The sequence below is a fragment of the Amycolatopsis camponoti genome, assembly GCF_902497555.1.
Lineage (GTDB): Bacteria > Actinomycetota > Actinomycetes > Mycobacteriales > Pseudonocardiaceae > Amycolatopsis > Amycolatopsis camponoti.
Genome location: NZ_CABVGP010000001.1, coordinates 4,007,220 through 4,029,367, shown reverse-complemented (window position 1 = coordinate 4,029,367; position 22,148 = coordinate 4,007,220). Strand labels below are relative to the sequence as shown.

At 71.2% G+C, this 22,148-nt stretch carries 15 protein-coding genes; 7 read left to right on the top strand and 8 right to left on the bottom strand.

Annotated elements, in window-relative coordinates:
• Positions 1–30 precede the first annotated feature (30 nt).
• Positions 31–1,101 carry a LacI family DNA-binding transcriptional regulator gene (locus AA23TX_RS18995; protein ID WP_155543832.1) on the top strand — a complete coding sequence of 357 codons (1,071 nt, stop codon included), beginning with the start codon at positions 31–33 and terminating at the stop codon, positions 1,099–1,101.
• A 15-nt stretch (positions 1,102–1,116) separates the two neighbouring features.
• Here the strand turns inward: AA23TX_RS18995 and AA23TX_RS18990 are convergent, their stop codons facing one another.
• From AA23TX_RS18990 to AA23TX_RS18975, 4 genes are read right to left on the bottom strand one after another with little or no spacing between them, the layout of a single operon-like run.
• Entirely contained in the window at positions 1,117–4,131 is a 3,015-nt protein-coding gene (locus AA23TX_RS18990) for a glycosyl hydrolase 115 family protein (RefSeq protein ID WP_155543831.1), read from the bottom strand.
• Between the two features lie 15 nt (positions 4,132–4,146).
• Complete coding sequence (locus AA23TX_RS18985) at positions 4,147–4,971, bottom strand: carbohydrate ABC transporter permease (RefSeq protein WP_155543830.1); 825 nt, start codon at positions 4,969–4,971, stop codon at positions 4,147–4,149.
• Positions 4,971–5,939 (bottom strand): carbohydrate ABC transporter permease, encoded by a 969-nt coding sequence (locus AA23TX_RS18980; RefSeq protein ID WP_155543829.1) that lies wholly within the window; start codon positions 5,937–5,939, stop codon positions 4,971–4,973. Before AA23TX_RS18980 ends, AA23TX_RS18985 begins: the two co-directional genes overlap by 1 nt.
• A complete protein-coding gene (locus tag AA23TX_RS18975) occupies positions 5,936–7,231 on the bottom strand; it encodes an extracellular solute-binding protein (protein ID WP_155543828.1) in 1,296 nt (431 codons plus the stop codon). The genes AA23TX_RS18980 and AA23TX_RS18975 overlap by 4 nt, the downstream gene beginning before the upstream one ends.
• 134 nt (positions 7,232–7,365) lie before the next feature.
• Between AA23TX_RS18975 and AA23TX_RS18970 the strand changes: the two genes are divergently transcribed.
• From AA23TX_RS18970 to AA23TX_RS18955, 4 genes are all read left to right on the top strand, one after another.
• Positions 7,366–8,376 carry a LacI family DNA-binding transcriptional regulator gene (locus tag AA23TX_RS18970; RefSeq protein ID WP_230862567.1) on the top strand — a complete coding sequence of 337 codons (1,011 nt, stop codon included), beginning with the start codon at positions 7,366–7,368 and terminating at the stop codon, positions 8,374–8,376.
• Positions 8,377–8,438: 62 nt separating this feature from the next.
• Positions 8,439–10,736, top strand: a complete 2,298-nt coding sequence (locus AA23TX_RS18965; protein WP_155543827.1) for a beta-xylosidase/alpha-l-arabinosidase — start codon at positions 8,439–8,441, stop codon at positions 10,734–10,736.
• Positions 10,733–11,950, top strand: a complete 1,218-nt coding sequence (locus AA23TX_RS18960; protein WP_230862566.1) for an SGNH/GDSL hydrolase family protein — start codon at positions 10,733–10,735, stop codon at positions 11,948–11,950. The genes AA23TX_RS18965 and AA23TX_RS18960 overlap by 4 nt, the downstream gene beginning before the upstream one ends.
• A 261-nt stretch (positions 11,951–12,211) precedes the next feature.
• Entirely contained in the window at positions 12,212–12,934 is a 723-nt protein-coding gene (locus tag AA23TX_RS18955) for an Asp23/Gls24 family envelope stress response protein (RefSeq protein ID WP_155543826.1), read from the top strand.
• A 45-nt stretch (positions 12,935–12,979) separates the two neighbouring features.
• On the opposite strand, the gene AA23TX_RS18950 is transcribed toward AA23TX_RS18955, so the two are convergent.
• The gene (locus AA23TX_RS18950) at positions 12,980–13,543 is read right to left on the bottom strand and encodes a dihydrofolate reductase family protein (RefSeq protein WP_155543825.1); all 564 of its coding nucleotides are present in this window, start codon (positions 13,541–13,543) and stop codon (positions 12,980–12,982) included.
• Positions 13,544–13,930: 387 nt separating this feature from the next.
• Here AA23TX_RS18950 and AA23TX_RS18945 point away from each other — a divergent pair, with 387 nt between their 5' ends.
• Entirely contained in the window at positions 13,931–15,742 is a 1,812-nt protein-coding gene (locus AA23TX_RS18945; protein ID WP_155543824.1) for a ThiF family adenylyltransferase, read from the top strand.
• Positions 15,739–16,692 (top strand): 3-oxoacyl-ACP synthase III family protein, encoded by a 954-nt coding sequence (locus AA23TX_RS18940; RefSeq protein ID WP_155543823.1) that lies wholly within the window; start codon positions 15,739–15,741, stop codon positions 16,690–16,692. The genes AA23TX_RS18945 and AA23TX_RS18940 overlap by 4 nt, the downstream gene beginning before the upstream one ends.
• Positions 16,693–16,729: 37 nt before the next feature.
• Here AA23TX_RS18940 and AA23TX_RS18935 read toward each other — a convergent pair whose 3' ends face one another.
• Genes AA23TX_RS18935 through AA23TX_RS18925 form a run of 3 tightly spaced genes read right to left on the bottom strand, consistent with a single transcriptional unit; the run spans position 16,730 to position 22,145 of the window.
• Positions 16,730–19,846: an ATP-binding protein gene (locus AA23TX_RS18935; protein WP_155543822.1), complete on the bottom strand. Its 3,117-nt coding sequence runs from the start codon at positions 19,844–19,846 to the stop codon at positions 16,730–16,732.
• Positions 19,846–20,511, bottom strand: a complete 666-nt coding sequence (locus AA23TX_RS18930) for a hypothetical protein (protein ID WP_155543821.1) — start codon at positions 20,509–20,511, stop codon at positions 19,846–19,848. Before AA23TX_RS18930 ends, AA23TX_RS18935 begins: the two co-directional genes overlap by 1 nt.
• A complete protein-coding gene (locus AA23TX_RS18925) occupies positions 20,508–22,145 on the bottom strand; it encodes a KGGVGR-motif variant AAA ATPase (protein ID WP_155543820.1) in 1,638 nt (545 codons plus the stop codon). Before AA23TX_RS18925 ends, AA23TX_RS18930 begins: the two co-directional genes overlap by 4 nt.
• Positions 22,146–22,148 lie beyond the last annotated feature (3 nt).

Sequence of the window (22,148 nt, the reverse complement as noted above, 5' to 3'; positions counted from 1 at the left end):
ACCGGGTTTCGATGACCTAGAATCTCCTTCATGACAACGACGTCCGATGATCCCGAGCCCCTCACGTCCCGGATCACCATCGCCCGGATCGCCGCCGAGACCGGGGTTTCCGTTCCGACTGTTTCGAAAGTGCTCAACGGCCGCCCCGACGTCGCGGAAAGCACCCGCGCCCGAGTGGAAGCGGTCATCGGGAAATACGGTTACCGCCGTCGCGCCGACGAACGGTCCCGCCGTTCGCGACTGCTGGAACTGATGTTCCACGAACTCGAAAGCACGTGGGCGCTCGAAATCATCCGCGGGGTCGAGTGCGTCGCCCGCGAAAACGGAATGGCGGTCGTGCTCGCGGAATCGTCCGGCCGGCACACGCCCGGGCAGAGCTGGCTGGAAAGCGTGCTGGCGCGGCGGCCGGTCGGCATCGTTTCGGTGTGTTCGGACTTCACCGGCGGGCAGCTGGCGAAGCTGCGGGCCCGCGACATCCCGCTCGTCGTGGTCGACCCGGCCGGCGCACCGGGTCCGGAGACGCCCTCGATCGGGGCCACGAACTGGCAGGGCGGGCTGACCGCCACCCGGCACCTGGTGGAGCTGGGGCACCGCCGGATCGCGATGATCGGCGGGCCGGACGGGGTGCTGTGCAGCCGCGCCCGGATCGACGGCTACCGCACGGCGCTGGAGACGGCCGGCCTGGCCTTCGACCCGGCGCTGGTCCGCCGCGGCGACTTCCACGTCCGGTCGGGTTATCGCGAGCTGGCGTCATTGCTGACCCTCCCGGACCGCCCGACGGCGGTGTTCGCGGGCAGCGACTTGCAGGCCCTGGGGGTGTACGAGGCCGCGCGCGACGCGGGGCTGCGCATCCCGGACGACCTGAGCGTGATCGGCTTCGACGACCTGCCGGTGGCCCGCTGGCTGACCCCGGAGCTGACCACGATCCGGCAGCCCCTGCAGGAGATGGCGGCCGCGGGGGCGCGGTTGGCGATTTCGCTGGCCCGGGGGACGCACCCGGAGAGCCACCGGCTGGAGCTGGCGACGAGCCTGGTGGTCCGCCACAGCACGGCCGCCCCGGCGCACCGGGGGAACGGCGCGCTGGCCGGTGGACGGAGGTAGCGAAGAGCGGCCCGCTCATCCCGGCCACCGCAGGCTCTCCGGCGGCCCCAGGTAGCTCGGCCGCAGGCCGCCCGTGTCGACCACCAGCTTCCGGAGCACCACCACCGGGTCGACCATCCACACCTTGAGCACGTGGGGGCCCGCCTCCTCGACCACGTGCCGGGTCGAAGTCAGGTTCACGTTGTCCGACGTCGTCCGCTCCCACTGGCGGTTCATCGTCATGTCGTCGGCGCCCGTGGCCTTCGTGATGTTCACGACCTGCGGTGCGGCGTCGTCGAACGACATCGCGTACCGCAGCCCGTCCCCCGGCAGCACGTTCGAACGCGGCGAAAGGTACGCCCACACCGTCACCGGGCCGGCCGTGAACAGCGTCATCCGGTACTCCAGCCGCGGCCCCGCACCCGCCGCCCGGCTCCCCGCCGTCACCGGGAACGGGGTCATGCCCAGGTCCGGGACCGCCCGCCAGGATGCGCCCGGGGATCCGACGTTCGCCGAATAGTGCGCGGCCTCCATCGACACGTATCCGCCGGCCTCGACGAACCCGCGCCGCCACGACGGCGGCGCCGAGCGGTGCGCCACCACCGCGTCCACCGCCACCGACTCCCCCGCCCCCGACACCGTGATCGGCACGGTCGTCACGCCCTTCGGCGCCCGGCTCCAGTCGATCCGCACGGTCATCCGCAGCTCCTCCCCCACCCGGCCGCCGCGCGGCTCGACCAGCACCCATGGCGCGCCGACGGAAACCTGGCAGCGGAACGGCGTCCGGCCCCGGTTGACCACGTCGATGTACTGGGCCGGCGCGGTCTGGAACGGGCTGAACTCCGGCAGCACCGGACGTCCCGCCGCGCCCGGCCACGCCTGCGCGGACCCGTCCACCGCGACACCCAAGGAAGCCTCGACCGGCAGCGAAAGCCGCCGCACCGCGGGAAAGATGACGTCCGGCAGCGCGACGTTGTCCATCTCCGGCTGCTGCCAGGGCGCGTTCGGGCCGTAACGGGCGACGTCGCCGTAGTCGATGTGCGGCTGGGTCTGGAACCCCTTCCACTTGCCGCCCGCGATGCCGGTGTTGTACTTCTCGGCCAGCGCGAGGTCGTCGGCGAACCGCGCCTCGGTGACGGCGGCGAGCCCGTTCGCCGACGCCCGTCCCTGTGCCGCGTACAGCAGGTTCGTGAACTCGGCGCGCCGCAGGGCGTAGAGGTTCGCCGACGCCGTCACCTCGTACAGCACCAGTTCGTAGAACGCGTCACGATGATCGGCGGGCACCCGCGCCGAGATCCGCGTCGCCCGTGCTGCCAGCTCCTGCCATTCGTCGGTCACCCGGTCCAGTTCCCGGTAGTCGACCAGGCTGAACGGCGTCGCCTGGTCGTCGTAGACGATTCCACCGTCGGGCTGAAGGGTGATCCGCCGGTTGAGCAGCTCCGGCTTCCGGCGGGACTGCAGCCGCCCGTAGTCGTGCAGCACCCCGGCGACGTCCGACGCCAGAGCCGGACCGAAGTTCGTCGCGGCGAACTGGCGTTCCCAGGTGGACAGCCGCTCGACCGGGAGCGCCGAAGGGTCCCACGCGTAGTCGAGGAAGAACTGCAGCGGCAGCTCATTGCCCTTCATGTCCCCGACGTTGGCCACCCACAGCCGGTCGTTCCCGTAGGAGATCGCCTGGTGCAGCTGCTCCCAGGTGTTCGCGAGCAGGGCCGTGTCGACCCACTTGTAGTTGCGGCCGCCGCCGACGTAGTCGAAGTGGTAGTACAGCCCGTACCCGCCGGGGTGCGGCGGCAGCGAGAGGTCCGGGTGCTTGCGGATGTTGCCCCAGTTGTCGTCGGTGAACACCACGATGACGTCGTCGGGTGGGCGCAGGCCCTGCGCCCAGTAGCGCAGGACCTCCTTGTACAGCGTCCACACCTGCGGGACGTCCGTGCTCAGCTCGCGCGCGAGGATGTCGCGTTCCGCCGCGATGATCTCCCGCATCAGCTCGATGCCGTCGCCGTCGGGCAGGCTGACGTCGCCGTTGCCGCGCATGCCGAGCGTGACGACGCCCTCGAAGCCTTCGCGGGCCATCCGGCGGATGCCGTCGGTCCAGTACGCCTTGATCGCCTCGCCGTTGCGGCGGAAGCTCCACTCGCCCGTGCCGCCGTACGGGTCGTGGCCGGGCGTCGTGATGGTCCCGGCGGAGTCGCGGACCGCGGGGACGGCGTGCCGGTTCCACTCCTCGATCCCGCGCATCATCGGCGCCTCGTGCGAGGTGCCCATCACGATGCCGTACTCCCGGGCCGTGGCGTGGTTGAGCGGGTCGTCCTCGGCGAACGCGCGCCCCCACACCGCCGGCCACAGGTAGTTGGCCCGCAGCCGCAGCATCGTCTCGAAGACCTTGGCGAAGAACAGGTGGTTGAAGCCGTTCGGGAAGCCGGGCGCGAGACCGGGCCCGAAGTACGCGGGCGCCCAGGTGCCGAGGGCCGGGTTCTCGTCGTTGATGAAGAACCCGCGGTACTTCACGTGCGGGGTCCCGAGGCTGAACCGTTCCCGCGGGAGGTGCAGTTCCGCGCTCCGGGCGGGCGGGACGTCGGCCCACCAGTACCACGGCGAGACGCCGATCCGCCGCGAGACCTCGTAGACGCCGTAGATCACGCCGCGCTGGTCGCTCCCGGTGAGGACCAGCCGTCCGTCGACGACCTGGCTGAGCGACGTCTCCCACTTCCCGGTGATGTCACGGACGTCCAGGCGGCCCGCGGTGACCAGCGAGTCGACCGGCGGGCTGTGGCCGAGGGTCCCGACCACGACGACCGGCCCGTCGGCGGGAGCCACGCCGGTCACGACCGGCCGGACGCCGGTGACGCGTTCGACGTCGGCGGCCAGGTCGCCGGCGACCCGGCGGACCCCCGGCAGATCGCCGGGATCCACCACGATCGTCGCGGCCTTTCCCTTTGACACCAACGGGAAACCGGTCTCGGCTTCGGCGAGGCCCGGCAGGGCGACGGACCCCGCCCCGGCTGCGGCGAGCAACTGCAAGAAGGCACGACGGTGTACCTCGGACGGCACGGCAGACCTCCTGAGTCAGCCCTTCACGGATCCGGTCAGCCCGCCGACGATGCGCCGTTCGGCGAGCACGAAGAACGCGAGTGCCGGGATCATCGACAGCGCGGTGAACGCGAGCACGCGGGCGGTGTCCTGGGAGTACTGGGACTGGAACGTGGCGACGCCGAGCGGGAGGGTGAAGTGCGCGGAGTCGTTGAACACGAGCAGCGGCAGCAGGTAGGCGTTCCAGCTCGTCACGAAGGCGAGAACGGCGACCGTGGTGAGCGCCGGTGTCGAGAGCGGCAGCAGGATGCGCCAGAAGAACCCCAGCCGGCTCGCGCCGTCGAGCACCGCCGCGTCCTCGATCTCGCCGGGGATGGCGTGCATGAACGGCCGCAGGATCACGATCGTCACCGGCAGTGAGAACGCCGCCTCCGGGATCGCCACGCCCCAGAAGCTCTCGAGCATGCCCAGCTGGCGCAGCCACAGGTACAGCGGCAGCGTCGCCACGGTCAGCGGGAACAGCAGGCCGAGCGTGAACAGGGTGTACAGGCCTTCCCGGCCCTTGAACTGGTACCGCGACAGCGCGTACCCGGCCATCGAGCCCAGCCCGACGGCGACCGCGGTCGCGATCACGGCGATCAGCGCGCTGTTGCCGAGGAACCCCCAGAACGCGCTCGTACCGAGGACCGACGCGTAGTTGTCCGTGATCCACGGTCCGGGCAGCCCGGCCGGGTCGTTGTTGAGCTGGGCGTTGGTGCGGAACCCGCCGAGCACGACGAACAGCAGCGGTACGACGGTCACCCCGAGCACGACGATCGCCGCGAGGTAGCCCACCGACAGGCCGAACCGGCGTGAACGCATCAGCCCACCATCCTCGTCAGGGCGCCCTGGGTGTCGCGGCGCAGCGCGAACCGCTGGTACAGCAGGGCGAACACGAAGCAGATGACGAACAGGATCACCGCCACCGCGGAGCCGAACCCGAATTCGTAGCGCTTGAAGCCGTGGTCGACCAGGTAGGTCGCCATCGTCGTCGACGCGTTCGCCGGGCCGCCCGTCGTCATGATCCAGACGACGTCGAACAGTTGGAGCGAGCCGATCACCGAGAGGAAGATCCAGATCCGGATGGTCGGCCCGAGCAGCGGCAGCACGACGTGGCGGGTGGTCTGCCAGGCCGACGCGCCGTCGAGCGCGGCGGCTTCGCGCAGCTCCGCGGGCACCCCTTGCAGACCGGCCAGCAGCAGGATGATGCCGAAGCCGATGTACTTCCAGGTGATCACCGCGAACATCGTGTAGAGCACGATGCCCGGGTCGGCCAGCCAGTTGTGGATCAGGCCGCCGAGCCCGGCGCCCTTGAGCACCTGGTCGGCGAACCCGTTGGGCTGCAGCATCAGCACCCAGATCACCGCGGTGATCGCCTCGGAAAGCACGTACGGCGCGAACACCAGCGCGCGCAGCACCGCGCGGCCGCGCAGCTTTCGGTTGAGCAGCATCGCCAGCCCGATCGACAGCGGCAGCTGCACCACGATCGACAGTCCCGCGATGATCAGGTTGTGCACGATGGCGCTTTGGAACACCGACCCGCTGAAGGCGTCGGCGTAGTTGTCGAAGCCGATGAACTTGTCGAGCGGGCCGAAGCCGTTCCACTTGAACAAGCTGTAGAAGGCGGCGATCCCGATCGGCACCAGGACGAACCCGGCGAACAGCAGCAGGGCCGGCCCGAGCAGCAGCGCCAGCTCGAGCCGTTTGCGCAGGCTCGGACGTTTCTTCCGGGCGGGGACCGCCGGTGCGGACGGCCGCGCCGTCCGCACCGGGGTCGTCGCCGTGGTCACTTGTTGCCCGCCGCGGCCTGGTTGACGGCGGCCACGATGCCTTCGGGGGTGCCCTGGCCGGCGAACATGTTGGCCACCGCGTCGTTCAGCGCGGCGCCGACCGCGGTCGGGAACGCCCGGTCGAAGTACATCTGCAGGTACGGCGCCTTCGTGCCGTAGTCGTAGACGGCCCGCAGCGTGTCGGTCTTCAGCGACTTGGCCGCGACGGTGTTGACGGGCAGGCCGGCCCCCTGGGCCGCGAGCTGCGTCTGAACCGGTTCACTGCCCAGGTACTGCAGGAAGTCCGCGCACGCCTTCGACGCGCGGGTGGTGCAGGCGAAGCCGTCACCGCCGCCGAGCACGGCCGCCGGGTCGCCCTGGCCACCCGCCACCGACGGGAACGGGAACCAGCCGACCTTCGAGTCCAGCTGCTTGTCGTCGGTCAACGACGACATGGTGCCGGGTTCCCAGTCGCCCTGCAGCTCCATCGCGGCCTTGCCGTTGGCGACAAGGCCGGCGGAGCTGCCCGCGCCCTGCTGGGCCGGCGTGCCGGCGAACCCGGTCTGGAAGGGCTGCGTGGCCAGGAACGTCTTCAGGTCCTGCCCGGCCTTCGTCCAGCACGGGTCTTCGAGCTTGACCGCCTTCACCGACTGCTTGAGCGTGTCGACCGAGCATTCGCGGATGGCGAAGTAGTTGTAGTAGAAGGCGTCCGGCCAGCGGTCCTTGCCGCCGACGGAGATCGGCGCGATGCTCTTGGCCTTCAGCTGCGTGACGGCGGCGTTCAGCTCGTCCATCGTCTTCGGCGGGGTGGTGATCCCGGCCTGCTGGAACAGGTCCTTGCGGTACCAGAAGCCGACGAAGTGCTGCTCGAACGGCACGCCGTACTGCTTGCCGTCGACCTGCCAGTTCTCGCCGAACTTGCCGGTGGTCTGGGTGATCCACGGCTTCGTGGCGTCGGTGATGTCGGCGACCTTGCCCGAGGTGATCTGCGAGGCGAGGTCACCGGCGCCCCAGGACTGGTAGACGTCCGGCGGCTCGGCCCCCTGCAGCGCGAGCGGGACCTTGGTGGGGAAGTCCTCGTTCTGCAGCGGCTGGGCCTTGATCGTGACGTCGGGGTGCGCCTGGTGGTAGTCGGCGACGACCTTCTCCCAGATCGACTTGATCGGGTCGGTGGTTCCGTTGTGCCACCAGGTGAGGGTGACCGGACCGCTCGGCTGCGCGGGTGCGTCGCTCCCCCCGCTGCACGCGGAGAGCGCGAGCGGCACGACGGCCGCCAGAGCGGCGAGAACGGGGATCCGGCGTTTGACAGACATCGTGGGTCCACTCCTGACGACTTCGGCCGAGTAGGACGGGGCGCGACGGCACCCGGGTTGGCGAAGAGTTTGCTCCCGGGCAAATCGGATGTCAATCGTTGTCGATAACGTTTTACATGGCTAGTCTGAGCCCCATGCAGCCCAGTTCGAGGGTGACCATCCGTGACGTCGCGGCCCATGCCGGCGTCTCGGTGGCCACAGTTTCCAAGGTGATCAACGAGCGCTACGGCGTCTCCGCCGCAACGCTCGCGAAGGTCCGCGCGGTGATCGAAGAGCTCGGGTACGAAGCGAGTCTCGTGGCGCAGAGCCTGAGAAACCACCGGACCAACGTGATCGGGATCCTGGTCGCCGACCTCGAACCGTTCTCCACCGAGCTGCTCAAGGGCGCCGCGGACGCCATCCGCGGCAGCGGGTTCGAGCTCGTCGTCTACTCCGCCGGTGGGCGCACCGGCGACCCGAAGGGCTGGGAAAAGCGTTACCTGTCCAGGCTTTCCGGCACTCTCGTCGACGGCGCCGTGCTCGTCACGCCCGCCGTCTCGCTCGAAGCCGTGCCCGGCACGCCGGTCGTCGCGGTCGACCCGCACACCGGGCCGTCACACCTGCCGACCATCGACTCGGACAACCTCCGCGGCGCGCAGCTGGCCACCGAGCACCTCCTCGACCTGGGGCACCGGCGGATCGCCTTCCTCGCCGGCCGCCCCGACCTCGAATCGGCGTCGCTGCGCAAGGCGGGCTACCTGCGGGCCCTCGACGCCGCGGGCGTGCCGGCCGACGAGAACCTGATCCGGATCGGCGCCTACGACCCGGAGGTTTCCGCGGCGTCGGCGCACGACCTGCTGACCGGCCCGGACCGCCCCACCGCGGTGTTCGCCGCGAACGACATCTCGGCCATCGCGACCGTCGGCGCGGCCCGCGAGCTGGGGCTTTCCGTGCCCGACGACCTTTCCGTGGTCGGTTTCGACAACGTCCCCGAATCCGCGCTCTGCAGCCCGCCACTGACCACAGTGGACCAGCCGATCCGCGAGATGGGCCACCGGGCGATCCGCATGCTCATCGCGTTGATCAACGGCGACGAGGTCGAGCGCACCCACGTCACCCTCGACACCGGCCTGGTGGTGCGCAGCTCGACCCGGGCCCTCTCCTGATCCTGTGACATCCGGAAGCTTCGCGTCCCGGAAGCTCACCTCCTGACGAAGGGCGGAAAGCCTTGACCACGCAGCCTGCCGCGGCCCCCGAGCCGTGGCGAGACCCCGCGGCCGACCCGGGCGAACGCGTCCGCGCCCTGATGGCGCGCATGACGCTGCGCGAAAAGCTCGCCCAGCTCTACGGCGTCTGGGTCGGCATCGACGCCGGCGGGGAGATGGCGCCGCACCAGCACGACTTCGTCGACGCCGCGGTCGACCTCGACGACCTGGTCCGCCACGGCATCGGGCAGCTGACCCGCGTCTTCGGCACCCGCCCGGTCGACCCGCTGATCGGGGCGCACAGCCTCGCGCGCAGGCAGCGCCAGATCGTCTCCAGCAACCGGTTCGGCATCCCCGCCCTCGTCCACGAGGAATGCCTGACCGGGCTGGCCGCGTGGCAGGCGACGATCTACCCGGCGCCGCTGTCCTGGGGTGCGACGTTCGACCCGGACCTGGTGCGCCGGATGGCAGCGCGGATCGGGCAGACCATGCGGGGACTGGGCGTGCACCAGGGCCTCGCGCCGGTCCTCGACGTCGCGCGGGACCTGCGGTGGGGCCGCGTCGAAGAGACCATCGGCGAAGATCCGTACCTGGTCGGCACGATCGGCAGCGCGTACGTCGCCGGGCTCGAGTCGGCCGGCGTGATCTCGACGTTGAAGCACTTCGTCGGGTACTCCGCCTCGCGTGCCGGGCGCAACCTGGCCCCGGTTTCGGCCGGGCCGCGGGAGGTCGCGGATGTCCTGCTCCCGCCGTTCGAGCTCGCGCTGCGCGCCGGCGCACGGTCGGTGATGAGCGCCTACAACGACACCGACGGCGTGCCGGCCGCCGCCGATACGACGCTGCTGACGGGCCTGCTGCGCGACACCTACGGCTTCACCGGCACGGTCGTCGCCGACTACTTCGGCGTGGCGTTCCTGCACCGGCTGCACGGCGTCGCGGCCGACCGGGCCGACGCGGCCGGGCAGGCGCTGACCGCGGGCGTCGACGTGGAGCTGCCCACCATGGACTGCTACGGCGAGCCGCTGCTCGCCGCGGTGGAAGGGGGCGCGGTCGACGCCGCCGCTGTCGACCGCGCCCTCGAGCGCGTGCTGCGCCAGAAGTGCGAACTGGGTCTGCTCGACGCGGACTGGGCACCCGAGGTGCCCGAGGAGGTCGACCTCGACGACGCCGCGTCGCGCTCGCTCGCCCGCGAGGTGGCCGAGAAGTCGATCGTGCTGGCGCACAACGACGGGACACTGCCGCTGGCTCCCGGCGCCCGGGTCGCCGTCGTCGGGCCGCGCGCCGACACGGCGGGTGCGATGCTCGGCTGCTACTCGTTCCCGCTGCACGTCGGCGTCCACCACCCGGACGTCCCGTTCGGCGTCACGGTGCCGACGGTGGCGGAGGCGCTGCGGTCGTCCTTCGACGTCACGTACGCGCTGGGCTGCCCGGTCGTCGGCGGGGACGACGCCGGGATCGAGGAAGCGGTGGCGGCTTGCGCCGACGCGTCCGTCTGCGTGGCCGTCCTGGGTGACCGGGCGGGCCTGTTCGGCGGCGGGACGTCCGGGGAAGGCTGCGACGCGCCCGACCTGCGGCTGCCGGGCCGTCAGGAGGAGTTGCTGGAAGCTCTGCTGGCCACCGGCAAGCCGGTCGTGCTGGTCCTGCTCTCCGGGCGCCCGTACGAGCTTTCGCGGCAGATCGACCGGCTGGCCGCGGTGATCTGCGGTTTCTACCCCGGCGAAGAGGGCGCTCCGGCACTCGAAGGTGTCCTCAGTGGACGGATCGACCCGTCGGGCCGGCTGCCGGTGAGCTTCCCGGCGGCCGGCGCGAGCCAGCCCTCGACGTACCTCGCCGCGCCGCTCGGCCGCCGCAGCGAGGTGAGCACGGTCGACCCGACGGCGCTGTTCCCGTTCGGCCACGGGCTGTCGTACGCGCCGGTGACCTGGGTCGACGTGAGCGCGACGGGTTCCCTGTGGCCGACCGACGGCGTGTGCCGGGTCCGGGTGACCCTGCGCAACGACCACTCCCGGCCCGCGTCGGAGGTCGTCCAGGTGTACCTGCACGACCCGGTGGCGGAGGTCGCGCGCCCCGAGCGCCAGCTGATCGCGGCCCGCCGGGTCTCGCTGGAGCCGGGCGCGACGGTCGTCGTCGACATCGGCCTGCACGCGGACCTGACGTCGTACACGGGCCGGGACGGCCGGCGCCTGGTCGACCCCGGCGACGTCGAACTGCGCGTCGGGACTTCGAGCGAGCAGTTCGTCGCGACCCTGCACTGCACGCTCACCGGGTCACGCCGTCACGTCGGCTTCGACCGCGTCCTGGCGCCGGAGTTCGGGTCGTGAGACGGACTTCGCTGGTCGTCGTCCTGGCCGTCTTGACCGCGTTGTTCGTGGGTGCGTCCGGGCGCCCGCCCGCGTCGCACTGGGTCGCGACGTGGACGTCGATGCCGCAGCTGACCGAGCCGTCGAACCTGCCGCCGGCGCCGTACACGGGCGCCGACCGGGTGCTGGACAACGCTTCCCTGCGGCAGACGGCGCACGTGTCGGCCGGCGGGCCCCGGATCCGCCTGCGGTTCTCGAACGCCTTCGGCGGGGCGCCGCTGCCCCTTTCGGCCGTCACGGTCGCGCGGCCGCTCGACGGGCGCGCGGGGGTTTCGGCGGTGGTGCCCGGCAGCGTGCTGCCGGTGACGTTCCACGGCAAGCCGTCGACGACGGTCCCGGTGGGCGCGCAGGTGGTATCGGACCCGCTGCCGTTCCCGGTGCGTCCCTTCGAGAACATCACGGTGACGGCGTACCTGGCGCACGGCCAGGGATCGCTGTCGATCACGTCCCACCCGGGCTCCCGCACGACGTCGTACCTGGTGCCGGGCGACCAGGTGGCCGCCGCGGACCTGACCGGCGCGACGCCGGTGGACCACTGGTACTTCCTGAGCGGCATCGAGGTCCTGTCCCCCGCACCGGCGGTGGCGGTGATCGGCGATTCGCTGTCCGACGGCCGCGGTTCGACGACCAACGGCAACGACCGCTGGCCCGACGTCCTGGCGTCGCGGCTTTCGTCCGCGGTGGTCAACCAGGCCGCGGGCGGCAACCGGGTGCTGCAGGACGGTCTCGGCCCGAACGTCCTGGCCCGCTTGGACCGCGATCTGCTGGCTCAGAGCGGGGTTTCGCGGGCGATCGTGTTCGAGGGGATCAACGACCTCGGCACGGCGGCCCCCGAGGCGGCGGCGTCCACGGCGGCCGACCTGATCGACGCGTACGACCAGATCCTGACCCGCGCCCACGCGGCCGGCATCCAGGTGTACGGCGCGACACTGACCCCGTTCGGCGGCAACTCCGGCTACGACTCCCCGGAACGCGAGGCGGCCCGGACATCGGTGAACACGTGGATCCGCGGTCACTTCGACGCGGTCCTGGACTTCGACCGCGTGGTCCGCGACCCGGCAGCCCCGGCCCGGCTGCTGCCCGCCTACGACGTCGGCGACCACCTGCACCTGAACCCGGCGGGGTATCGCGCTTTGGGCACGAGCGTTCCCGCCGGGCTATTCCGGAATGACTGACGGAATGCCCACTGGCCGGAAAGTGGACAATTCCTGGACGTCATTTCCGCGTCGGCATCACTGATCGCTCACCCCGGTCTGACGGACCGTGATCACAGGTCCAGTCAACCCGGAGAGCGTTGTCACGCGCCGGATATCTGTTGGGACACAAGCGAGTCTCGAACCCGGGGGTCTGTGACGGGGATCATGCTCCGTACCCCTATAGTGTCGCCGTCTCCGCTCGTCCCCATCCGCAGTCGTCGCTCCCGAAAAGGGGAAAACATGTCCGACGTCATCAACAGCATCTTCGGTCGCGCCCAGAACGAAACGCCCAGTTCAGAAGGTTACGGCTACGGCACCGCCGCCACGGAGACCGTGGACGCCACCGAGACCGAGACGGTCGAGCCGGCCGAGGACACCACCACCGAGACCGAAGACGCCGTCGACGAGACGACCGACGTGGACGAAGCCGACGACTCCGCTGACGACGACGCCACCGAGGACACCGACTCCGTCGAGGCCGAGACCGAGACCGAAGAGGACGTCACCGACGAAGCGGTCGCGGACGAAGAGTCCGACGAGGACACCGATTCCGCCGAGACCGCCGATGAAGCTGTCGCGGAGGAGACCGAGGTCGCCGAGGAGGCGCCGGTGGCGGTCGCCACCGAAGAGGCCCCTGTGGCCGAAGAAGCCGGTTCCCGGCCCGCCGCGGGCAACCGCGGCAGCACCACCGTCGCCGACGGTGTCGTGTCCAAGATCGTCATCCGCGTCGCCCGCAAGGCCGAAGGCGTGTACGAGCTCGACGAGGCCGGCACCTCCGTCGAGGTCGAAGGCGAGGTCGCCACGATCGCCGTCACGCTGGTGGTCGAGTTCGGGCGCGCGGTCAAGGCGCTGGCCGAGCAGATCCGCGTCCAGCTGGTCGAAGCCGTCGAAGACTACCTGGGCCTGGAGGTCGCCTCCGTGGACGTCCACGTCGCCGACATCCACTTCCCGGACGCCGACTGACCGCCCGCTCGGTCCCGGGGCGGCACCCCCGGGACCGAGCACCCGTCACCGGCGCACGGCGTACCGCAGGTGGAGTACGCCGCGATCCGCCAGCTGCCGCACCAGGTCCAGCTCGACCTGGTCCCCGTCGGCGAACAACCGGCGGCCGCCGCCGAGCAGCACCGGCACCACGTGCAGCTCCAGCTCGTCCAGCAGTCCCGCTTTCAGCAACGCCTGCGCGGCCCCCGCGCCGTGGACCATGACCCCGCGGTCGCCCGCCGCCTCGCGCGCTTCTTCCGCGCACGCCACCACATCCGTGTAGAACCGCGCGCTCCCGGGCGGCACGTCGGACGGGTCGACGTGGTGGGTCAGCACGTGGATCGGGACGCCGTCGTGGTGATCGCCGCCCCAGCGGCCGGCCAGCTCGAACGTCCGCCGGCCGGAGATCAGCGCGCCGGTCGCCGTCGCTTCGGCGTAGACCTGACCGCTCGGCCCGTCGCCGTCGCGGTCGTCGAGCCAGTCGAACAGCCGGAAGCCGCCGCGTCCCATCTCCTGGCCCGGCCGGTCGTCCGGCCCCGCCACGAAGCCGTCGAGCGACATCGTCATGTACAGCCTGATCGGTCCGGTCATCGCTTCCTCCGTGTCGTCGTCACCAGTGCGTCGAACGGGAGACGTCCGAATCGACCAGCCGGCGAGATGATCTCTCCCCCGCCGGGGTGAAGACTCGTCGTGAGCCACCGGGCGCCGGTCGGCGCGCTCATCGCCGTCCGGAACGGCCCGCCACCCCATCGAGTGGAAAACCGTTGTCGATCTTCATCATTCGCGGGCACGCGAAATCACCGCGCGTCAATTTCGTCCCCGGTAAAGGATTTCCCGGCCGTGCGCAGGCGCTGTCGCACCATCGGGCCGGGGCCGGCGGCCGCTGCTACTGTTCGCCCGCCCTGGTCCGGACCACGCCGTCCGGCCCGGCCGCTTCCGGGCGACCTCCGCCCGCACCTCCTGGAGAAAAGGCTCGACTTGACCCACCTGAACCACCCCGGCGCGGAGTCGGCCACGCCGGACTGGCACGTCACCGCTTTCCGCGGCGACCGTTCGCCCCTCGACGCCGTCCGTGAGCTCCGCGCGCGGATCCTGTTCGACCACGGCCGCCGGCCGGACTTCCGCCGTGCCGACGGCACCCACGTCGACGACCAGGCCCTCGACTTCGGCGCGTGGCACTTCATCGCCCGCCGAAGCCCCGCCGGGCCGCCGCTCGGGTACATCCGGCTGTCCACGCCGGACGCCGGCGTGCCGTACCAGTCGCGCGAGTTCCTCGGCGACGAACGCTACGAGGAACTGCTGGCCGCCGAAGGGCTCTCGGAGGCGGACGTGTTCGAGCACAGCAGGCTGGTGGTCGAGCACCGCGCCCGGAAACTGGGACTGGGCCAGTACCTCAACGCGCTCGCCGTCGGCGCCGCCCACCACCTCGGCGCCCGGGCGATGGTCGGCACGTCCGGCACGAAGGACGGCCAGGACCGCTTCCACGAGCGGTTCGGCTTCCGGCCCGTGCCCGGGACGCGCCGCTATGTCCCGCAGTACACCGAAGACGTCGTGATCATGCTGCACCGCGTGGCCGGCGGCGCCGGGCGCCACCACGACCTCGTCACCCGGCTGCGGGACGAGTTCCCCGTCATCGCCGCCGCCGGCGCGACGCCCGTGGTCGCCGCGCCGCAGGCCGTCCGCGCCGCGCCGGTCACCCTGGCCGACGCGCCGGCGCCGGACCGCGACGTCTGGCAGCCGGTGCTCCACAGCGCGGACACGCTGACCGCGTTGCTGGCCTCCGGGGACGTCCGCGAGGTCCACGACACGATCGACGACCAGCTGACCGAGCTGGTCCGCAGCCGCGAACCCGCGTGCCGCGACGCGGCCGAGATCGACCGCCTCAAAGCCGACCAGCTCGACGGCGTTCCGCCGTGGGCGTACGGAACCTGGGCCTGGTACCCGTGGTCCGGCCGGCTCGTGCACGTGCTGCCCCGCGAAGAGTTCCGCCTGGTGCGCACGGACCGCAACCGCGGCCGGATCGAGCGGCCCGAGCAGCGCCGGCTGTTCGGCAAGCGGATCGGGATCATCGGCCTGTCGGTCGGCAACAGCGCGGCGCTGACGTTCGCGCTGGAAGGCATCGGCGGCGCGTACCAGCTGGCCGACTTCGACGACTTCGGGCTGTCGAACCTGAACCGGCTGCGCGGAGGGGTGCACGACCTCGGCGTCAACAAGGCGGTGCTGTCGGCGCGCCAGATGGCCGAGATCGACCCGTACCTCGACATCGAGATCCAGCGCGACGGCCTGAACCCGGACACCATCGACGAGTTCTTCCGCGGCGGGATCGACCTGCTCGTCGAGGAGTGCGACACGCCGTGGGTGAAGATCGCGGCCCGCGAGTACGCGCGCGACCTCGGCATCCCGGTCGTGATGGACTGCAACGACCGCGGCATGCTCGACGTCGAGCGGTTCGACACCGAGCCCGACCGGCCGCTGCTGCACGGGCTGCTCGGCGACGTGAAGTCCGTCGACCTGCTGGAGCTCGGCCACCAGGAGAAGGTGGACCTGATCCTCGCGATGGTGGACGCCGGCCGGATCAGCCCGGAACTGGCCGCGTCGTTCGGCGAGCTGGGCCGCACGCTCAGCAGCTGGCCGCAGCTCGCGTCCGGCGTCGCGCTCGGCGGGGCACTGTGCGGCGAGGCGGCGCGCCGCATCCTGCTCGGCAAGCCGTGCGAGTCCGGCCGGTTCTACACCGACCTCGAGCAGCAGCTGCACCCGTCGCGGAACGTCTACGCCGGAGGTGCGCGGTGAACGCCCTGTCCGTTCCGGTCGCGATCGCGGGCACCGGCGTCCACCTGCCACCGGAGGTCGTCACCAACGCCGAGCTCGCGTCGACATTGGACACCTCCGACGAGTGGATCGTCAGCCGCACCGGCATCCGCGTCCGCCGCCGCCTCGCGCCGGACCGGGCGACGTCGGACATGTGCGCGGCGGCCGCCCGACCGGCGCTGGCCGCGGCCGGCGTCACGGCCCGCGACCTCGACGCGATCATCGTCGGGACCTACACCGCCGACCAGCCGCTGCCGTCGACGGCGCTGATCGTCAAGGAACTGCTGGGCGCGGAACGCGCGCTGACCCTGGACGTCACGCAGGCGGCGTGCGCCAACGGCGTCCAGGCGCTGTTCCTGGCGGCGCACCTGCTCCAGACGTCGGCGGCCCGGACCGTCCTGGTGGTGGCGGCGGACTGCGCGTCCCGCGTGACGGACCCGCGGGACCGCACGACCAGGGTGTTCTTCGGCGACGCGGCGGGCGCGGCGGTCCTCACGCGTGCGTCGGCACCCCAGGGCGGCCTCCTGGGCTGGGACTTCGGCTCGGAACTGTCGTACGACGTCGAAATCCCGGCGGCGGGCGAGTACCTGAAGATGAACGGCCGATCGGTCTGGAACACGGCGACGCGCTGCCTCCCGGACAGCATCCTGCGCGCGACGGACAACGCGGGGGTCCCGGTGGAGGAGATCACGCACGTGTTCCTCCACCAGGCCAACCTGAACATCATCACGGCGGCCCTGGACAAGCTCGGCATCCCCCACTCCCGGGCGCCGATCACGGTGGAGAGCCTGGGCAACACGGGTTCGGCGGGCGTGTTCACGGCACTGCACGAGCGGTTCGGCGCGGACGCGGTCCGTCCCGGGGACACGTACGTGGTGTCGTCGATCGGAGCGGGTTTCCAGTGGGGCACCTTGTGTTTCCGCCACGCGTGAAGTGAGGCGACGCCGCGGCCCCCCGTCGCGGCGTCGCCTACGTCTCCTCACCGCGGGCCCGGGTGATCACCTCCTCCAGCCGCAACGGGCTGGCCGGGTGGTGGGACAGGCACAGCGGCGTCGCCACCTGGCGGAACCCGAACGCCTCCCCCGCCACGTAGAACTGCGCCCGCTCCAACCGCGAGATGTCCGCGACCGGGCTTCCCTTGGCGCGCGCCAGCTCGTTGGCCGCCGCGATCTGGGCCGGGCTGTTCAGGCGGCCGAAGAACTGCGTCATCGCATTGCCGACCACCTGGTTGTGCAATCCCTTCGGCGCCTGGGTGGCGAACAGCAGGCCCAACCCGTACTTGCGGGCCTGCGAGGCGAGCACGATCGTGCTGCGCGTACTCGCCGTCAAGCTCCCCGACGACGCCATCGTCTGGGCTTCGTCCATCACGAACAGCGCACCCAGCGGCCGGTCGCCCGCCGGGTTGCGCTTGATCCAGGCGAACAGCTCCATCTGCAGCTGGTTGACGAAGTTCTGCCGCTGCTCGTCGGCCTGCAGGCCGACGAAGCTGATCACCGAAACCCGCGCGCGCTTGCCGGAGGCGGGAGTGAGCAGGACGCCCGGATCGACCGGCTCGCCGCCGCCCGCGAACAGCGGGTCGTTGACCATCGCCGCCTTCAGCACCTCGGCCAGGCCGGCCGCGATGCGCGGGGCGTCGTTGAGGTTGCTGACGTCCTCGGGCAGATCGGTCAGCAGGTCGATCAGCCCGGGCAGGCTGCGCGAGCCGGTCCGCGCGTGCCGGACGACCGCCTGTCGCAGCACCGCGAGGCCGATGTTCGTCTTCGCCGTGGTCCCGGTGAGCCGCGCCTGCGGCGCCAGTGTCGCCACGGCCACCTCCACGGCCGCGGCGAACTCGTCGGAGTCGTCGAGGACGCCGGCGAAGTCCGGCAGCGGCTGGAAGGCCAGCGGCCGCCCGGTCGCCCGGCCGGGTGTCCAGACGACGACGTCGGTTTCGGCCAGGTACCGCTTCGCGAGCTGGGCGTCGTCGGGCCCCCAGCCGTCGGGCGGGGTGGGCCAGGCGTCCCCGAGCCGTGCGAGGTCGTTGTTCGGGTCCAGGACGATCGCGGAGACCCCCAGCAGAGCGCACTCCTCCACGATCCGCCGGAGCAGCACGGTCTTCCCCGAACCGGACCCGGCGAAGACGGCGGCGTGCTTGCGCAGCGCGGAAAGCGCGACCCGCACGGGCTCCCCCGAACCGACGACGGCACCGAGCGTGATCTCCCCTTCGGCCGGCGGTGCGGGCACGGCCACCGGCGGCGTCACCAGCGTCGCCGGCGGCGGATGGGTCCCTTCGGCGGGCTGCCCCGACGGCTTCTCCGGCAGGACGGCGGACAACAGGTCCGACCGGCTCGCCGGTCGCCGGTCGATCAGCCACTCGTGCAGCTCGCGACCGCCGGTCCCGAGCATCTTCTGCAACGCCCAGAAGGTCCGCGCATCCGCTTCGGTGAGCCGGATCGTCTTGCCGCCGGCGGCCTTGAACTTCGCGACCTCTTCGCGGGTCTTGGCCCCGCGTCCCCAGGCGTCCCGGAGGATCACGAGGTGGCGGTTGGCGGCCCCCTGCAGCTGCCCCGCCGCGGAACGGGCCTTGCGGAACCGGCTCAGCGCCGCCCGCGGATCCCGGGCCGCGATCACCCGGAACGCCCAGTGCTCCTGCAGGTCCGCGGCCTCGTCGAGGGTCCGGGTCAGCCAGGCGTGCACTTCGCTGCGCCCGTTCTGACGCTCGCACGACCACTCCATGTCGTCGTCGCCGACTTCGGTGACCCAGCAGCGCAAGGCCGCGGAGAGAAGATCGGGCATCGCCTTGTCCACGGCCTTCTCGGCGAGCAGCTTCTCGGGTTCCGCTTCCGCCTGCAGCTTCTCGAATTCGGTGTCGAGGTCGGCGAACCGGTCGGTCTCCGCCGTCGTCCGCACCGGGGCCACGGGTACGACGATCTTCTCGTCGAAGGAGGTGAGCTCCTGGGCGTACCCGGCACGCAGGCAGAGTTCGATGTGCGCGCCGATGCGCTTGAGCAGCTGCCGCGGAGTCCACTGCTCCCACGGAGCCGCGAACGCCACCGGCGCGACGGGCCAGGTCGGGTGCGGTGGCGTGAATCCCATGGCCTCGTAAGCCACTCCCAGCCGCTTCGCCACCAGCGCCCGGCCGACCTCGGCGTCGAGGATCCGGCCGAGCGTCATCGACTCGCGAAAGCGGTCGGGCACGGTCCCGGCTGCCTTGTCCCTGATCTGATTCCACGTGCTGGGCAAGCAAGTCAACACAGTCAGGGTCTTGTGGGTGACTTCGCGCAGTCCCATGAGTCCGTCGGCGATCTGCGCCACCAGCAGGTTTTCCTCGGCGCTGTCCCCAATTTCCTGCGTGCGCTGGGCGGACCGGGCGATGAGGGTGTCGAGCTGATCGACCGCGATCACGACCGGCCCGGTCAGGGCGAGCAGGCGGGTGATCTCCTGCACGAGAACACGGGCAGGTTTCGGCCGTGAGTAGATATTCCACTGCCGGGCCTCCGGCGTGAGCTGCTCGTCCCCGTCCAGGAAGTCTTCGCCGATGTACTTGGCGCCCCGGTCGCGGCTGGCGATCAGGACCAGGGCGCGTGCGGTATCTCCGCATTCGTCGGCGACCATCTCGTCGAGGGTCGCCAATCCGTCGATGAACGCCTCGACGTGCTCCGCGGTCAACCCGCGGCCGCGCCGGATCGTCGCCGTGACTTCGGCGTTGATGTGCGCACGCAGGCAGACACGCAGCAGAAAGCTCTTCAGCTGCGACTCGCCCGAATCGTCCGGGCGGGCCAGCCCACGGCGCAACGCTTCGGCCGTGTTCTCCCAGAACGCCTCGGCCGCGGTGACGTCATCGAGGAAGAAGTACCCCCGCGCGCGGTGCACCTGACGCCGGACGAGGCCCAGGAGATGGGTCTTGCCGACGCCCTTCAGTCCGCGCAGGACGAGCCCGATCGGGCTCGGTCCGTCGCTGGTCACGGCATCGCGGATGCCCGAGTCGATCGCGGCGATGGCGTCCGCGTGCAAGCCGTCGACGTGATACGGCGAGTCCCGCCAGACGTGATCGGGGGTATCGGCCCAGTCGAAGCTCAATGCCGCCAGCGCCGCGAGCTCGTCCATCACAACGCCTCGATCGAGAGCAGGTGGTTGTCCTCACCGCCGATGCGGATCGCCGCCTCGTGGTCGGCCGCGGTGAGCGCCTTGCGGTTGTCCTCCGGCACGAGGTGCACCTTGCCGGCGCGGCTCAGCTCCTTGAGCACAGCGTCGACCTCCGCGGCGGGCGCGCCGAGCTTCGGGCGCAGGTCCACCAGCCCGACCCAGCCACGCGGTTCCCGCACCAGCTCGCGGTAAGCGGCGCGGATACGCTCCTCGAGAGTGCCTTGCGGGATCTCTTCGACGATCGGTCCGGCACCGGACGGCGCCACGGCCGGGCCGAAGACGTGGAACAGCCGCTTGTTCTCGCGCTGGAGGAAGTCGTTCAAGCCGCCGAGCAGGACGTACAACGCCGACGCCAGGGTGCTCTGCCCCCGGGGAGGCGGCGGACCGTCGGCCGCCAGCTCCTTCTCGCACCAGCCCCAGCCGCTGTCGGTCAGCACGTGCACGAAGCTCTTCCGCGGCCCGGACGGTTCGCTGTCGACGTACCCGAGCCCGTTCAGGGTCGTGCGGTCCTTGCCGGTGAGCGTGAACCCCACGACTTCCTGCAGTTCCTGGTTGGGCACCTCCCGGCCCAGCACCATCAGCGTGAACATCGCGGCGGTCTGCTTGTGTCCCAAGCGGTCGGTCATCCGAGATCCTTCCGGTGGTTCGGGTGCTGCGTCGGGGTTTGCGCGCGGGTTTCGAGGACGCGCAGGAGCCAGTCGACGGTCCTCCGGGTCTGCTCCGGGACCGCCTGCTGCCCGGTGCCGTTCGGGGGACGGGGCTTGATCGCCACCGCCAGGTCGACCGCGAGCTCGTTCGTCCGCACGTCGTCGCCGGCCCCGACGGTCACGCTCAAGGCGTCGACCAGCTCGTCGACGAGGTCCCACCGCGCGGGGCGCAGCCGGGCCGTGAGCGCCTGCCGCAGCAGGGCGGGGAGCTTGGGCTCTTCCTCCGGTTCGACCAGCGGCGTGAAGCCCCTCAGCTGGTCGACCAGGTCGCGGGCCACCTCCGCCGGACCGTGGGACGAGCTCAGCCGGAGGTAGCGCAGCGTCCCGACGTGCGCTGGGAACGTGTTCGGGTGCGTGCCCGGCGTCAGCACCGGGATGACGCGCCGGTCCTGGCCGAGGGTCTGGTGGAAGAACAGCTCGACTTCGGCCGACTGCCAGCGGCTCACCTTGCCGTCGACGATCAGGCACAGGTGCTTCGCCTCGTCCTCGGGTCGCTCGAGCAGCGAACGATCGCCCGAGAGCGACCTCACCACTTTCACGCCGCGCCGTTCCAGCTCGACGACCAGTTCGTTCGCCACCGTCTGCGCGCCCCGGGGAATGCTGACCCGCAGATCCCGGCCGAACTCCCGGCGGCTGTCCCGCACCGCGCCGACGTACGCGTCGCGGTTGCGCGCCAGCAGGTCCGTGCGATCCAGCCGGTGCGCGACCACCGCCGCGACCGTCTCCAGCGCGAACCCGATCTGGTCGGCGCTGGGCGTCTCCTCGGCGAGAACCGGCAGCTGCTCCCCGAACGTCCAGTACGAGACGTAAGGCATGGTCAGGTGCCGGGACATCGCGTCGACCGTGACCGCCTGGTCGAGCCAGTTGCGGTAGAGGTGCGCCGTCTCGTCGACGCACATCTTCCGCCAGGTCTCCGAGCGGTCGTACTCCTCGCGGTTGTCGAACCGCGACAGCACCGGCACCACGCTGAGCCTCGGCCGGTCGAACGGGAGCCGGTTGCGCGCGACGTCCGCCCGCCGGGCGACGTCGACCGCGCCGCGGACGCTCTGGAAGTTCGCCGTGTAGACCGCGACCAGGTGGTCCGGCAGGTGGGCGGTGCAGATCCCGCCGATGTCGGAGATCCCGGTCCGGCTGTCGATGAGCACGAAGTCGTAGTGGGCCGTCCAGTGCTCGCGGCACCGCTCGAGGTAGTCCCCGAAGCCGTCGACGTACAGCTCTTCCCAGTCGATCTTCTGCAGCTGCCCGACGTAGTCCGGGTCGTCGCGGCCCGCGGCGACGAAGTCGAGCTCGCCGAGGCCGGTCAGCCGGACGGCGTGCGCCGAGGGTTCGAAGCGGCCCTCGCGGAAGTCGTCGACGAGGTCCACGACGCCGCTGGTGGGCGCGGCCGCCAGGCGCGGCCGGAAGTAGTCGCCGAGCCCGGGGGCCTCCAGGTCCCAGTCGAGGCACAGCACGCGGTTCCCCCAGCGCGCCAGCAGCACCGCGATGTTCGCCAGGGTGAAGCTGCGCCCGACGCCGCCCTTGAACGAGTAGAAGGTGAAGACCGAACCGGGCATCCC

What these genes read in the sequence shown, in the direction of transcription:
- AA23TX_RS18975 (WP_155543828.1), bottom strand. Translation starts at nt 7,231, where the DNA reads ATGTCTGTCAAACGCCGGATCCCCGTTCTCGCCGCTCTGGCGGCCGTC.
- AA23TX_RS18970 (WP_230862567.1), top strand. Translation starts at nt 7,366, where the DNA reads ATGCAGCCCAGTTCGAGGGTGACCATCCGTGACGTCGCGGCCCATGCC.
- AA23TX_RS18950 (WP_155543825.1), bottom strand. Translation starts at nt 13,543, where the DNA reads ATGACCGGACCGATCAGGCTGTACATGACGATGTCGCTCGACGGCTTC.
- AA23TX_RS18955 (WP_155543826.1), top strand. Translation starts at nt 12,212, where the DNA reads ATGTCCGACGTCATCAACAGCATCTTCGGTCGCGCCCAGAACGAAACG.
- AA23TX_RS18930 (WP_155543821.1), bottom strand. Translation starts at nt 20,511, where the DNA reads ATGACCGACCGCTTGGGACACAAGCAGACCGCCGCGATGTTCACGCTG.
- AA23TX_RS18925 (WP_155543820.1), bottom strand. Translation starts at nt 22,145, where the DNA reads ATGCCCGGTTCGGTCTTCACCTTCTACTCGTTCAAGGGCGGCGTCGGG.
- AA23TX_RS18935 (WP_155543822.1), bottom strand. Translation starts at nt 19,846, where the DNA reads ATGGACGAGCTCGCGGCGCTGGCGGCATTGAGCTTCGACTGGGCCGAT.
- AA23TX_RS18995 (WP_155543832.1), top strand. Translation starts at nt 31, where the DNA reads ATGACAACGACGTCCGATGATCCCGAGCCCCTCACGTCCCGGATCACC.
- AA23TX_RS18985 (WP_155543830.1), bottom strand. Translation starts at nt 4,971, where the DNA reads ATGCGTTCACGCCGGTTCGGCCTGTCGGTGGGCTACCTCGCGGCGATC.